Origin of the sequence: Kluyvera genomosp. 2, assembly GCF_036759865.1 — a bacterium.
GTDB classification, from domain to species: Bacteria; Pseudomonadota; Gammaproteobacteria; order Enterobacterales; family Enterobacteriaceae; genus Kluyvera; species Kluyvera ascorbata_B.
This window is the reverse complement of record NZ_JAPKIA010000018.1, coordinates 26,735-39,268: the sequence shown is the minus strand read 5'-3', so window position 1 is coordinate 39,268 and position 12,534 is coordinate 26,735. Positions and strand designations below refer to the sequence as shown.

Here is a 12,534-nt window from a genome sequence, read left to right as displayed (position 1 = left end):
TATGATGACCTCAGAATGCGGAGTTCTAGCGGTAGCCAGGCAATAGCGCGCTAAACCTCAAGGAACAGAGGGGCTTACGCCCCTCGTCGGTTGTTACGTCAGGTTAGTGCTGAATTACCACCAGATTTCCATCTGAGCACCGAAGGACCACTCATCGCTGTCGCCACGGCTGTAGGTTTTCGCGCTGGTATCTTTGTAAGCAATACCGTTGTCATAACCCCATTTCTCATCCCACTTCGCGTAGGTTGCGAACACGCGGATGGCCGGACGGGACCAGATGCTGTCGCCAGCCTGCCACTGTTGCGCCAGGGTGATTTTGTACTGGTTGTTGGTGTCGCCGGTACGCTGAGACTTCACGTTGTCGTAACCCACTTCCATCAGGGTACTCATGATTGGCGTCCATTTGTACATTGGACGAACGCCGACGGTCCACCACTTGGTGCCGTTACCGTCGTCACGGTCGATATTCTGGTACATACCGACGTACATCAGGTCAACTTTGTCGCCCAGGGAGATTGCGCCGTGGTCGAGGATACGCCACATGTCGCCATCGTTATTGATCTTGTTGTTTACAATACCGATTTCGGTATCTTTGTTGTAATCGTTACCGGTGAAGGAGCCCTGAGACTGGCCTTTACCCTGAGTGGTCATCGAGTCAGTTGCGTACTGAACAACAAACTTGTTGTAGCCTTTCAGCATGCTCTGAGTGTGTTCTGCAGTGAACATCCAGCCGTCTTTTGACGCGCCGTCAGCGAGGCTGTAGCCGTCGGTGTAGTTCGCACGACCGTAGTCAACGCCCAGCTCCAGCACGCCGTCCGGGTTGGTTTCCAGACCGGCTAAACGAACGTCAAACACGTCGTTGGCAGTATCTTTGTAGTTCTTGTAGGTGTTGTTGCTGGTGAAGATGTAAGAACCACCGGCTTCCTGAGAACGGGTCGCTGCCAGAGACAGTTTACCAAAGCCCAGATCGACGTTTTCAATACCTGCACCAGGACCCGAGATATCCCAGTAGTAGAAGTCGATCATGTGAACGTCATGACGCTGGTAGAAACGCTTACCGGCCCAGATGGTGGAGCCTGGCAGCCAGTCAATCAGGTTTTTACCCTGGACGTTCGCTTCACGGAACGCCGGGTCAGTCGCTTCCCAGTCGTTCTGCTGTGCGACGGAGTAAGCCACGTTGGTGTCGAAGTAGAAGCTCTTATCGCCTTCTTTCCACACTTCCTGGCCTAATTTCAATTCGGCATAGGTTTCACATTCGTTACCCAGACGGTATTTACTTTGAGCACCGGTTGCCTGGAAACACTGTTGTTCGCCACCGCTACCCGTCCAGCCGATGCCGGAACGCGCGTAGCCATGAAAATCTACGGCCATTGCCTGAGCAGACATAATGCCTGCTGCGACGGCAACCGCCACGGGGAGTTTGCGCAGAGTAATCATCATTCTATCTCCTGAGATCATTGCTTTTCTTTTTTAACATTTCACCCCGTATCGCCTTATCGCTAGCGACGTGGGGGTTAGATGTTTACTTTTTATGGGGCCTTTAAACGCCGGGCTCTTTATGCAGCCGACGACATGCGGTGCCATCCTCACGGAACAGATGACAGCGCTCTGGCGGCAAGCCAATGGCGAATGTGGCACCCTCTTCTACCAACACCACGTCGTTCTGGCGGTAAACCAGGTTCTGACGAATGGCGGGGATCTGGATATGAATTTGCGTTTCGTTGCCCAGCTGCTCGACAACATGCACCACGCCTTCCAGCGTCACATCGGCGATGTGGCTCGGCATCAGGTGCTCCGGGCGAATGCCCAGCGACATGTTGGCGCCAACCTGCACGTTGTTACTCTCAACCGGCAGCCAGATTTGCTGATGGTTTGGCAGCTCAACCTGGACCTGTTCGATGGCGGTGGCGGTGACTTTGACCGGCAGGAAGTTCATCTTCGGCGAACCAATAAAGCCCGCGACAAAGCGATCGGCCGGATAGTGATACAGCTCAAGCGGTTTACCGACCTGCGCAACGCGACCCGCGTCCAGCACCACGATTTTGTCGGCCAGGGTCATGGCTTCGACCTGATCGTGGGTCACGTAAATCATCGTGCGGCCCAGACGTTTATGCAGACGGGAGATTTCAATACGCATCTGTACGCGCAGCGCGGCGTCCAGGTTAGAAAGGGGTTCATCCAGCAGGAACACGCGCGGCTCGGCCACCAGCGTACGGCCGATAGCGACACGCTGACGCTGACCGCCGGACAGGGCCTTCGGTTTACGTTCCAACAGATGGGCTAATTGCAGAACTTCAGAAACCTGATTAACGCGCTGGTTGATCACTTCTTTTTTAGCGCCGGCCAGCTTCAGGCCAAAAGACATGTTCTCGGCAACGGATAAATGGGGGTACAGCGCATAAGACTGGAACACCATCCCCACGCCGCGTTCGGCGGGCGGAACATCGTTCATGCGGGTTTCACCGATGAACAGATCGCCGCTGGTGATGGTTTCGAGACCCGCGATCATACGCAGCAACGTCGATTTGCCGCAGCCGGACGGCCCGACAAACACCACGAACTCCCCTTCCTGGATATCGAGGTTGATATCTTTTGATACCACCACGTCGCCCCAGGCTTTCGTTACATTGCGTAGCTGTACGTTCGCCATGCCCTTCTCCCTCGTTACAACTTGTCACCAAACGACACATTCAAGATGAACCTGACTATGCAACACACATCATTGAGGTGAATCCTCCACCCCCCCTGTTTTTTATGGGGGAGGAGACGGGAGGATGAGAAGGCGCGCTCTGCCCCCGGCGGCGCAGCCTCCGAACGAAAATCGTGACGGGGCCGACAAAAAACGGCGCTTTTTTTTGTGCGCTGGGACTCATAACCGGGGTTTATGTTACAGCGATCACATTAATCACCCTCGGGGCGTAGAGGTCAGGAGGATGGAAAGGGGTTGCTAAAAAAGGAAACTCAACGACGTTAAACCACCTCTGTGTATCCACGAGTACATCACCTAGAAAGGACGGGATATATGAAAATCAAAACTGGCGCTCGCATCCTCGCGCTGTCCGCATTGACCACGATGATGTTTTCCGCCTCTGCTTTGGCAAAAATTGATGAGGGAAAGCTGGTTATCTGGATCAACGGCGACAAGGGCTATAACGGCCTGGCCGAGGTAGGTAAGAAATTCGAGAAAGATACGGGCATTAAAGTGACCGTAGAACATCCGGATAAGCTGGAAGAAAAATTCCCACAGGTTGCCGCAACCGGCGACGGCCCGGATATCATCTTCTGGGCGCATGACCGCTTTGGCGGCTACGCGCAGTCTGGTCTGCTGGCCGAAGTCACCCCGGACAAAGCCTTCCAGGACAAACTCTATCCGTTCACCTGGGACGCCGTACGCTACAACGGCAAGCTGATTGCTTACCCGATTGCAGTAGAAGCGCTCTCCCTGATTTACAACAAAGACCTCGTGCCTAACCCGCCGAAAACCTGGGAAGAAATTCCTGCGCTGGATAAAGCGCTGAAGGCGAAAGGTAAATCTGCGCTGATGTTTAACCTGCAAGAACCGTACTTCACCTGGCCGCTGATTGCCGCCGACGGTGGCTACGCGTTCAAATTTGAGAACGGCAAGTACGACGTCAAAGACGTGGGCGTGGACAACGCTGGCGCGAAAGCGGGCCTGACCTTCCTGGTTGACCTGATCAAAAACAAACACATGAACGCCGATACCGATTACTCCATCGCTGAAGCCGCCTTCAACAAAGGCGATACCGCGATGACCATCAACGGTCCGTGGGCGTGGTCAAACATCGACAAGAGCAAAATCAACTACGGCGTGACGCTGCTGCCAACCTTCAAAGGCAAGCCGTCTAAACCGTTCGTCGGTGTTCTGAGCGCCGGTATCAACGCCGCGAGCCCGAACAAAGAGCTGGCGAAAGAGTTCCTCGAAAACTACCTGCTGACCGATCAGGGCCTGGCAGAAGTGAACAAGGACAAGCCGCTGGGCGCCGTTGCGCTGAAATCCTTCCAGGATCAGTTAGCCAAAGACCCGCGTATCGCGGCCACTATGGATAACGCCCAGAAAGGCGAAATCATGCCGAACATCCCGCAGATGTCTGCATTCTGGTATGCCGTTCGTACCGCCGTCATCAACGCCGCCAGCGGTCGTCAGACCGTCGATGCTGCACTGAAAGACGCACAGGGTCGTATCACCAAGTAATGCTGTCGATGTGCCTGATGGCGCTTCGCTTATCAGGCCTACGGAGGATTGTAGGCCGGATAAGGCATTTATGCCGCCATCCGGCACTTCTCCGGCCAGGAAGTTTCACCGTTGTAGAGGAAGATCCCCATGGATGTCATTAAAAAGAATCATTGGTGGCAAAGCGACACGCTGAAATGGTCAGTGATTGGTCTGCTGGGCCTGCTGGTGGGTTACCTTGTAGTTTTAATGTACGCACAAGGGGAGTACCTGTTCGCCATCATGACGCTGATTTTAAGCTCAGCGGGCCTGTATATTTTTGCCAACCGTAAAACCTACGCCTGGCGCTACGTTTACCCTGGCATGGCCGGGATGGGGCTGTTCGTCCTGTTCCCGCTGATTTGTACCATCGCCATCGCCTTTACCAACTACAGCAGCACCAACCAGCTCACCTTCGAGCGCGCCCAGCAGGTGCTGATGGACCGTTCTTATCAGGCGGGCAAAACCTATAACTTCACCCTCTTCCCGGCGGGCGATGAGTGGCAGCTGGCCCTCACCGACGGCGAAAGTGGTAAAAATTATCTGTCCGACGCTTTTAAAATTGGCGGCGAGCAGAAGCTGCAGTTAAAAGAAACCGACGCCCTGCCAACCGGCGAGCACGCGCCGCTGCGCGTCGTTACCCAGAACCGCCAGGCGCTGAATCAGCTCACCGCGGTACTGCCGGATGAAAGCAAAGTGACCATGAGCTCACTGCGCCAGTTCTCTGGCACCCAGCCGCTGTATACGCTGGCCGACGACGGCCTGCTGACCAACAACCAGAGCGGCGTCAAATATCGCCCTAACAGCGATATTGGTTTCTATCAGAGCGTTAACGCCGACGGCAGCTGGGGCAGCGAACAGCTGAGCCCGGGCTACACCGTCAGCATCGGCTGGGACAACTTCACCCGCGTCTTTACCGACGAGGGCATCCAGAAGCCGTTCTTCGCTATCTTCGTCTGGACCATCGTCTTCTCGGTGCTGACCGTTATTCTGACCGTGGCCGTTGGCATGGTGCTGGCCTGTCTGGTGCAATGGGAAGCGCTGAAGGGCAAAGCTATTTACCGCGTGCTGCTGATTCTGCCGTACGCCGTGCCGTCCTTTATCTCGATTCTTATTTTCAAAGGGCTGTTCAACCAGAGCTTTGGTGAAATCAACATGATGCTGAGCGCGCTGTTCGGTATCAAACCGGCCTGGTTCAGCGATCCGACCACCGCCCGCTCGATGATTGTTATCGTCAACACCTGGCTGGGTTACCCGTACATGATGATTCTGTGCATGGGCCTGCTGAAAGCGATTCCGGACGACCTGTACGAAGCCTCGGCAATGGATGGCGCCGGTCCGTTCCAGAACTTCTTTAAAATTACGTTCCCGATGCTGATTAAGCCGCTGACGCCGCTGATGATTGCCAGCTTCGCCTTTAACTTTAACAACTTCGTGCTGATTCAGCTGTTGACCAACGGCGGTCCGGATAGACTCGGCACCACCACACCGGCCGGCTATACCGACCTGCTCGTGAGCTACACCTACCGTATCGCCTTCGAAGGCGGCGGCGGTCAGGACTTCGGCCTGGCGGCGGCGATTGCCACGCTGATCTTCTTGCTGGTAGGGGCACTGGCTATCGTGAACCTGAAAGCCACGCGCATGAAGTTTGATTAAGGGAGACAACGAACATGGCTATGGTACAACCCAAATCTCAGAAACTGCGTCTCTTTACCACGCACCTGCTGCTGCTGATTTTCATCGCGGCGATTATGTTCCCGCTGCTGATGGTTATTGCTATCTCGCTGCGCGAAGGGAACTTCGCCACCGGCAGCCTGATTCCGGAAAAAATCTCCTGGGAGCACTGGAAACTGGCGCTGGGCTTCAGCGTTGAGCACGCCGACGGTCGCGTCACGCCGCCACCGTTCCCGGTGCTGCTGTGGCTGTGGAACTCGGTGAAAATCGCCGGCATCACCGCCATCGGTATCGTGACGCTGTCCACGACCTGCGCCTACGCCTTTGCCCGTATGCGCTTCCCGGGCAAAGCGACGCTGCTGAAAGGCATGCTGATTTTCCAGATGTTCCCGGCGGTGCTGTCGCTGGTTGCCCTGTACGCGTTGTTTGACCGTCTGGGTCAGTACATTCCGTTTATCGGTCTGAACACCCACGGTGGCGTGATCTTCGCCTACCTCGGCGGTATTGCGCTGCACGTGTGGACGATTAAAGGCTATTTCGAAACGATCGACAGTTCGCTGGAAGAAGCAGCCTCACTGGACGGCGCGACGCCGTGGCAGGCTTTCCGCCTGGTACTGCTGCCGCTCTCCGTACCTATTCTGGCGGTGGTGTTTATCCTGTCGTTTATCGCCGCCATTACCGAAGTACCGGTTGCATCGCTCTTGCTGCGTGATGTGAACAGCTACACCCTGGCCGTGGGTATGCAGCAATACCTCAACCCACAAAACTATCTGTGGGGCGACTTTGCCGCAGCGGCTGTCCTTTCCGCCATCCCTATTACCGTCGTCTTCCTGCTCGCGCAGCGTTGGCTGGTAAACGGCCTCACGGCCGGCGGCGTGAAGGGCTAAGTTTCATCGTTAATGCCACTGTTATCATCCTCAACTTGTACGAACCCTAACTTGTGACTGTTTGGCGCTCTTCGGAGCGCCTCTTTTTTTGCCTGTCTATCGGAAGCTGGTCGGATACTTCAACGCCCCCGTCCGGCAACCTGCGCGATATTGCCCGATGGCGCTGCGCTTATCAGGCCTACTCGCGTTTGAGGCGCTTCGAGTTACACAGCCACAGCGTAATCACCAGCAGCAGAATGGCGGCAGAATAAATCAGCACATCCAGCGGAGACTTATGGTCGACGATAATCAGCCGCACAATCGCGGTGATGCCAATGTAGACAAAATAGCGCAGGGGAAAATGGAAGCCTGACTGAAAGTACTTCACAATCAGCGCGATAAATTCGAAATAGAGGAAGTAGACCACCAGCCCCTCCACCAGTTCGTACTTGCTGGTGCGCTCCGGCGCAAACAGTACATCGGCCAGATGTACCGTCTCTTTACCAAGAAAAACAATCAGGATCAGGCCCAGGCTGAGCAAGCCCAGGTTCAGGACGGTCTGCAAAATTGTGGAGATAAACTCTACGCGTGGGCGAGTCAGTGACGTCATAGCAAGCACCTCTTTCGCTGGGCCGAGATCTTTGTATAGCGCAAAAGTGTGATACAGATCTAGTTTTTCTGGTCAACTTTTCACCGCCATGCGGCCCGTCGTATCCGGTTATTCAAGCCCGGATCGGGTATCGGAGGCGGTACCTTGGTGCATTTTTGCGTGATAAACGGCTTAAAGAGAATAATTTTCTTTATATTGCCTCTGGCAAGGAAAAATAGAGTAAGTTTTTCCTCATAAAAGCACCTAAATTAACCTTATAAATAACAGGTTTATTTGGGGGCATCACCGCATGCGTTACGTCTCTCCTTCCCTTTTTATCCAGTGGCTCAAGCAAGAAGTTACGCCTGCATTAGGCTGCACCGAACCGGTGGCTATCGCATTTACCGCAGCCTATGCCGCCCGCTATCTGCCCGGCCCCTGCGAGCGCATCAGCGGATTTATTTCCGCCAATCTGTATAAAAACGCCATGGGCGTCACCATTCCTGGCACGACCGTTTCGGGCGTAAGCCTGGCCGCCGCCATTGGCGCCTTTGGCGGTCATGCTGATAAAGGCTTACGTGCGCTGGAAGGGATTACCGAGCACCACGTTGAATTAGCCAACGCGTTAATCAACACAGGCAACGTCACGATTAACGTGGAGGACACGTCCGATTTTATTCACCTCGACCTGACGCTGCTCGCCGCCGGGCAGTCCTGCCGCGTGGTGGTCAAAGGCACCCACACGAACGTGGTGGCGCTCTATCTGAACGATGAACCGCTGGCGCTGGAACAGCCTGACGAGAAGGCCGCGAACCCTCACGCGCTGCCAACCTTCAGCCTGCGGGACGCATTCGATTTTATTACCGCAGCACCCGCGGAAGAGATCGCGTTTATCCTCGAAGCAGGCCGCCTGAACTCGGCGCTGTCGCAGGAAGGTAAACGCAAAAAATACGGTCTGAATATTAACGGCGCGTTCGCCGATGCGGTAAATAAAGGGCTGATGAGCAACGATCTGATGAGCAAAGTGATCATTGATACCGTTGCCGCCTCCGATGCCCGCATGGGCGGCGCACCGGTCATTGCGATGTCTAACTTCGGCTCCGGCAACCAGGGGATAACCGCGACGATGCCAGTCGTGACCGTCGCAAACCATCTCAATGCCGATGAAGACACTCTGGCGCGCGCGCTGGCCCTATCGCACCTGACGGCCATCTCCATCCACTCGCGCTATACCCGTCTGTCCGCGCTTTGCGCCGCCTCGACGGCGGCCATGGGCTCGGCGGCAGGCATGGCCTGGCTGTTCACCCGCGATCCCGATGTCATCAACGCCGCGATTACCAACATGGTTAGCGACATTACCGGCATGATTTGCGACGGCGCGTCTAATAGCTGTGCGATGAAAGTGTCTTCGGTGGTTTCCAGCGCCTTCAAAGCGGTGCTGATGGCAATGCAGAACAGCTGCGCCAGCGCTAACGACGGCATTGTATGCCGCGACGTAGAGCAAACCATCAATAATTTGTGCCGGCTGGTGGTTCACCCGATGACGCATACCGACAAAGAGATTATCAGCATTATGGTGGACAAGTCGTTTCCACGCGACGCCGTGCTCGTCGACAGCGTCGCGCATTGAACCCACGAGGCAGTCGTCAGCGGAAGTTCTGGCTCTTATCGCCGGTCATGTTGTACAGCTCGAACTGACGTCCCAGCATCTGACCACCGTCGCGCGTCAGCGGCGTCCAGCCAACAACCGCGCGGCTGCGGGTTGGGCCGGAGGTGAAGAGATCCATCGGGATATTCACATAGACCCCTTTGGTGAACTGCCCTTCGCCATACTCATCCGCAGAGACGTTGGTAATGGTGGCGTATGCGCCAACCACAATGCCGCTGTCGAAGTGTTTCGAGATATCCAGCGTGCCGCCTTTATCTCCCGCCAGATACTGCCCGACGCTGGCTTTCACCAGCACATCCTGAGCAAACGACGGCGTCCAGTAGGCGGTCAGGTGCCCGGTCTTCACGCTGTAGTCGGTAAACTTCATCATGTCCTGCGCGCTGCGCCAGTCACGCTGCTTCACGTAGTTGGCGTTCAGGCCAAAGGCCCAGTTGCTGTCCACCGGACGATAGAGCACTTCCGCCCCCGCGCCGCCGTACATGGTTTCCAGATAGCCGCCGTAGACCTGGCCGTAGAAATCATTGCCCAGATACTGGAAGTAGTTGGCCTGCAGGTTATTTACGTAGACATCGTTTTCCACGTATTCGCGGATGTGCGTACGCACGCGCGGCAGCGCCGAATCCTTCGGCGGGTTGGTGTAATTAAACTTGCCGTAGTTATTGGCGAGGTTAGCGAACAGGCTACCGCTGGTCAGCAGGTGGTCAGTCACCCACCAGTCAGCCGAGCCCATGACGCCGACCTGGTACATATAGAAACTTTCCGGCCCGCCGATCGACTGGCTCAGCACCGGATCGATATGGAAATCAAAGCGCGATTTGTCGATATACCAGCCCTGCTCGGTTTTATCCGGCACGATCGGCGCGACGCGTTTTTGCACCAGCGGCGTCTCCTGCCCCAGCGGCTCCCCGGCGAGATGCCGTTGCAGGCTTGCTACATCGGTTTCCGTGGTCACTTCCGGCAGATTCAGCCGCGTCTCGGTAATGCGGATCGTGCGGATCCCTTCCGGAAGATCGTTGGCGATGATCCGATTGGCGCGTTCGATCCCTTCCCGCGAATCACGATACTTCACCTGCTCACCGGTGACGTACAGCGTGTCGCCCTGCACCTGAATTTTCGGCGCCGCAAAGCCCGCGTTGTACTTAAGCTGGGTCAACTGGTTTGCCACTACCGAATGCTGGAGGATAGGGTCCTGCGGCTGAGGTCGATAGGTCGGGCGCGCGTTGTCGTTATAGGACGGACGCAGATCGTTAAAGTTGGTGCGCAGGGTAAAGCCGAACATCACCGTATTGCCACGTTCGTAGCTGAGGTTCACATCGGCCCAGTCGGTAACGCGATAAATAGCGCCGACGTTAATTTTGCTCTTCTGATCGAGCTTGCCAGCAAAGTCCTGCTGGTAGTTGTTACCTTCATACTCCAGCTTCAGACGCAGCGGCTGCCACGGCGTCTGGTACTCAATACCGCCAAAGTAAGCCGCCGGGCCATGGAACATCTGGCTGCCATCAACCGAGCCCGCTTTACGATAGCGATTATCGCGGTAGCAGTATTTGTCGCTGTAGGAGCAGAACGGGTTGGTGGCGTTACCGCTGGTGCCGAGATAACCCCAGCCTAAGCCGAGAGTAAAGTCGAACGGCCCCCAGGCTTTGCTGGCAACAATATATTCCGAGTCAAACAGGCCGGTACCGCCGATATCGCGCGCGCCGACCGCCACCTGCGGCATCCAGTCGCTCTCTTCCCACAGGCGCAGCTTCACGTCGAAGGCTTTATCTTTGTAGGTTTGCGAGCCGGAGAAGGCATCCACGCTGCTGTAGTCTTTGGTGCGCACATCGGTATAGCGCAGCGTGGTTTCCAGCCACGGGAAAAGCTGGGCAGAGGCGGAGTAATAGCGGTACTGATCGTTATCGCGATAGTTCAGGCTGAACTCGCCGTCGCGCGCCATGCGTGCCGTTGGGGTTTGCAGCAGGCCTACGCCGCCAAAGTCTGACTGCGAGGGGCCGATAGGGGCGGGAAACGTTTCCGCATGGCACGCCGCGCTAACCGACAGGGCCAGCAGGCTGTAAAGACAAGCTTTTTTCATTATTCAGGTCTCCGCTGCGACAGGGAGCGAAGGATTTCAGCGTTCAGCGCTTCGTATTTTTTCGTCCACCGTGAGTCGGCAAAGCCGACAAACAGAATGCTGCCGGGCATCGGTTCAACGTGCCGCTTATTCCAGTACGCCACCGGCGCTTTTTGCGTGCGCCCGTCCGGATAAAGCACCCAGGCGTAGCTGCGATCCGCGCCGCTGAGCAGGCTGATATCATCGAGGTAGCTGGCCGCGTCGCGCCCCGGCGTGAAAGGGATTTTTCCCGGTTTATCCACCAGACCCACCAGCGTGATGGTAGAGGGTTCGCGCCCCAGCCACAGGGTGTAATGGCCTTCGAGCGGCGGGTTATTTTTACTGCGGACCCGCACGGTGTCAGGGTCCAGCGGCACTAATAAACGCCCGGTCACCGGGATGGCCTGCAGTTGGTTGCGCAGGGCATTTATCGCCCCCGCCTCGCTGCCGCCCTCATCCGCCGCAAGCGCGGCCAGTTCTGCCAGCAGCGCCTGATGTTCACGCTCGGCTTGCGCAGTTGCCAGCGGAGAGGCGATCGCCGCGCCGGGCCACCAGCTTCCCGCCAGCCTCGGTTGCCCGACCAGGTCGGCCAGTCGTTCGGCGTGGGTTAAGGTCAGCGGCTTTTCAACGCCCGCCATATGAACCTCGACGGTACCTGCCGCCTGAGCGGCAAAGGAGATAGCGCTGAGCATGGCGGCGATAATTAACGGTTTTTTCATGATTTCGCCGCCTTGATAAGCATGGTTTTTACCGGGAAGGTTCCTGCGCCGAGATATTGTTCCGACTGGCGAATTTGCCCTTCGCTGTCGACCCAGTAGCGGTTGCGCCAGCTCGCTTCAGAAGTGCTCACCTCTTCTTCCAGCACACGTACGGCGGTGTCCTGGCCCGACAGGGTCAGCGTGTCGTTGCCATCCCAGTGGAAGGTGGACGTGGCGGTGGCATAGCGCACCTGCTGATGCTCGGTCCAGCCCATGGTCCGCGTCCAGCGCGCGCCGTCGGTTATCTGGTTCGGGCGGGCCAGCGGGTCGTTGTCGAGGTTATTCACCGTGAGCAGGTTGTCGCCCGCCAGCTTGGTTTTTACCAGGCGTCCATGCTGTGTCACCAGCATTGCCCGGTCCTGCGTCAGCCATTTCTGCTGACCCTCTTCGGAATACGCCAGCACCACGAAGATCTGCGGTCCGCCGTTAAGCTGCATATATTGGCTGGCGTATGGCATGGTCTGGATTTCATCGTCGGTAAGCTGTACGCCCGACTCACCGGATACGCTTTGCCAAAGCGATTTCCCCAGTCCCTTGGTGCTGGGTGAACACGCCTGAAGCAACAGGCAAATAAGGGGAATAACAAGTCGCTTCACGACGCTTCTCCAGGGGCAAAATAACCACACCGAAGTGTGGTTAGGATTAACGTACCGTT

10 protein-coding genes and 1 pseudogene are annotated in these 12,534 nt (G+C 56.4%); 5 read left to right on the top strand and 6 right to left on the bottom strand.

All coding sequences use genetic code 11. The features are described 5' to 3' along the window. Nucleotides 1–114: 114 nt before the first annotated feature. Nucleotides 115–1,440, bottom strand: coding sequence for a maltoporin (locus V6942_RS18580; RefSeq protein ID WP_106928595.1), 1,326 nt, complete (start codon nt 1,438–1,440; stop codon nt 115–117). A 100-nt stretch (nt 1,441–1,540) separates the two neighbouring features. Continuing rightward, entirely contained in the window at nt 1,541–2,650 is a 1,110-nt protein-coding gene (gene malK, locus V6942_RS18575) for a maltose/maltodextrin ABC transporter ATP-binding protein MalK (protein WP_106928597.1), read from the bottom strand. 372 nt (nt 2,651–3,022) lie between these two features. Here malK and malE point away from each other — a divergent pair, with 372 nt between their 5' ends. The 4 genes and pseudogenes from malE (at nt 3,023) to malG (ending at nt 6,792) form a co-directional block, all read left to right on the top strand. Then, nucleotides 3,023–4,213 (top strand): maltose/maltodextrin ABC transporter substrate-binding protein MalE, encoded by a 1,191-nt coding sequence (gene malE / locus V6942_RS18570; RefSeq protein WP_106928598.1) that lies wholly within the window; start codon nt 3,023–3,025, stop codon nt 4,211–4,213. A gap of 10 nt (nt 4,214–4,223) precedes the next feature. Next, nucleotides 4,224–4,388 (top strand): annotated as a pseudogene (locus V6942_RS23490) (hypothetical protein); the annotation flags it as partial. Then, on the top strand, nt 4,343–5,887 hold the full coding sequence (malF, locus tag V6942_RS18565) for a maltose ABC transporter permease MalF (protein ID WP_106928600.1): 1,545 nt from the start codon (nt 4,343–4,345) through the stop codon (nt 5,885–5,887). The pseudogene V6942_RS23490 and the gene malF, both read left to right, overlap by 46 nt. 14 nt (nt 5,888–5,901) lie before the next feature. Beyond that, on the top strand, nt 5,902–6,792 hold the full coding sequence (malG, locus tag V6942_RS18560) for a maltose ABC transporter permease MalG (protein ID WP_106928603.1): 891 nt from the start codon (nt 5,902–5,904) through the stop codon (nt 6,790–6,792). A 178-nt stretch (nt 6,793–6,970) separates the two neighbouring features. Here the strand turns inward: malG and psiE are convergent, their stop codons facing one another. Then, nucleotides 6,971–7,381 carry a phosphate-starvation-inducible protein PsiE gene (gene psiE, locus V6942_RS18555; protein WP_064546622.1) on the bottom strand — a complete coding sequence of 137 codons (411 nt, stop codon included), beginning with the start codon at nt 7,379–7,381 and terminating at the stop codon, nt 6,971–6,973. Between the two features lie 289 nt (nt 7,382–7,670). On the opposite strand from psiE, the gene V6942_RS18550 reads away from it, so the two are divergent. Further along, nucleotides 7,671–8,990: a serine dehydratase subunit alpha family protein gene (locus tag V6942_RS18550; protein ID WP_333501644.1), complete on the top strand. Its 1,320-nt coding sequence runs from the start codon at nt 7,671–7,673 to the stop codon at nt 8,988–8,990. A gap of 16 nt (nt 8,991–9,006) precedes the next feature. Here V6942_RS18550 and V6942_RS18545 read toward each other — a convergent pair whose 3' ends face one another. Genes V6942_RS18545 through V6942_RS18535 form a run of 3 tightly spaced genes read right to left on the bottom strand, consistent with a single transcriptional unit; the run spans nt 9,007 to nt 12,475 of the window. Beyond that, nucleotides 9,007–11,103 carry a YjbH domain-containing protein gene (locus V6942_RS18545; protein ID WP_333501643.1) on the bottom strand — a complete coding sequence of 699 codons (2,097 nt, stop codon included), beginning with the start codon at nt 11,101–11,103 and terminating at the stop codon, nt 9,007–9,009. After that, nucleotides 11,103–11,840, bottom strand: coding sequence for a capsule biosynthesis GfcC D2 domain-containing protein (locus V6942_RS18540; RefSeq protein WP_333501642.1), 738 nt, complete (start codon nt 11,838–11,840; stop codon nt 11,103–11,105). The genes V6942_RS18545 and V6942_RS18540 overlap by 1 nt, the downstream gene beginning before the upstream one ends. Continuing rightward, nucleotides 11,837–12,475 (bottom strand): YjbF family lipoprotein, encoded by a 639-nt coding sequence (locus V6942_RS18535; RefSeq protein ID WP_333501641.1) that lies wholly within the window; start codon nt 12,473–12,475, stop codon nt 11,837–11,839. The genes V6942_RS18540 and V6942_RS18535 overlap by 4 nt, the downstream gene beginning before the upstream one ends. Nucleotides 12,476–12,534 lie beyond the last annotated feature (59 nt).

Bases quoted from the DNA above. Each gene is read 5' to 3' on its own strand.
- V6942_RS18580 (WP_106928595.1), bottom strand. From the start codon at position 1,440: ATGATGATTACTCTGCGCAAACTCCCCGTGGCGGTTGCCGTCGCAGCA.
- malK (WP_106928597.1), bottom strand. From the start codon at position 2,650: ATGGCGAACGTACAGCTACGCAATGTAACGAAAGCCTGGGGCGACGTG.
- malE (WP_106928598.1), top strand. From the start codon at position 3,023: ATGAAAATCAAAACTGGCGCTCGCATCCTCGCGCTGTCCGCATTGACC.
- malF (WP_106928600.1), top strand. From the start codon at position 4,343: ATGGATGTCATTAAAAAGAATCATTGGTGGCAAAGCGACACGCTGAAA.
- malG (WP_106928603.1), top strand. From the start codon at position 5,902: ATGGCTATGGTACAACCCAAATCTCAGAAACTGCGTCTCTTTACCACG.
- psiE (WP_064546622.1), bottom strand. From the start codon at position 7,381: ATGACGTCACTGACTCGCCCACGCGTAGAGTTTATCTCCACAATTTTG.
- V6942_RS18550 (WP_333501644.1), top strand. From the start codon at position 7,671: ATGCGTTACGTCTCTCCTTCCCTTTTTATCCAGTGGCTCAAGCAAGAA.
- V6942_RS18545 (WP_333501643.1), bottom strand. From the start codon at position 11,103: ATGAAAAAAGCTTGTCTTTACAGCCTGCTGGCCCTGTCGGTTAGCGCG.
- V6942_RS18540 (WP_333501642.1), bottom strand. From the start codon at position 11,840: ATGAAAAAACCGTTAATTATCGCCGCCATGCTCAGCGCTATCTCCTTT.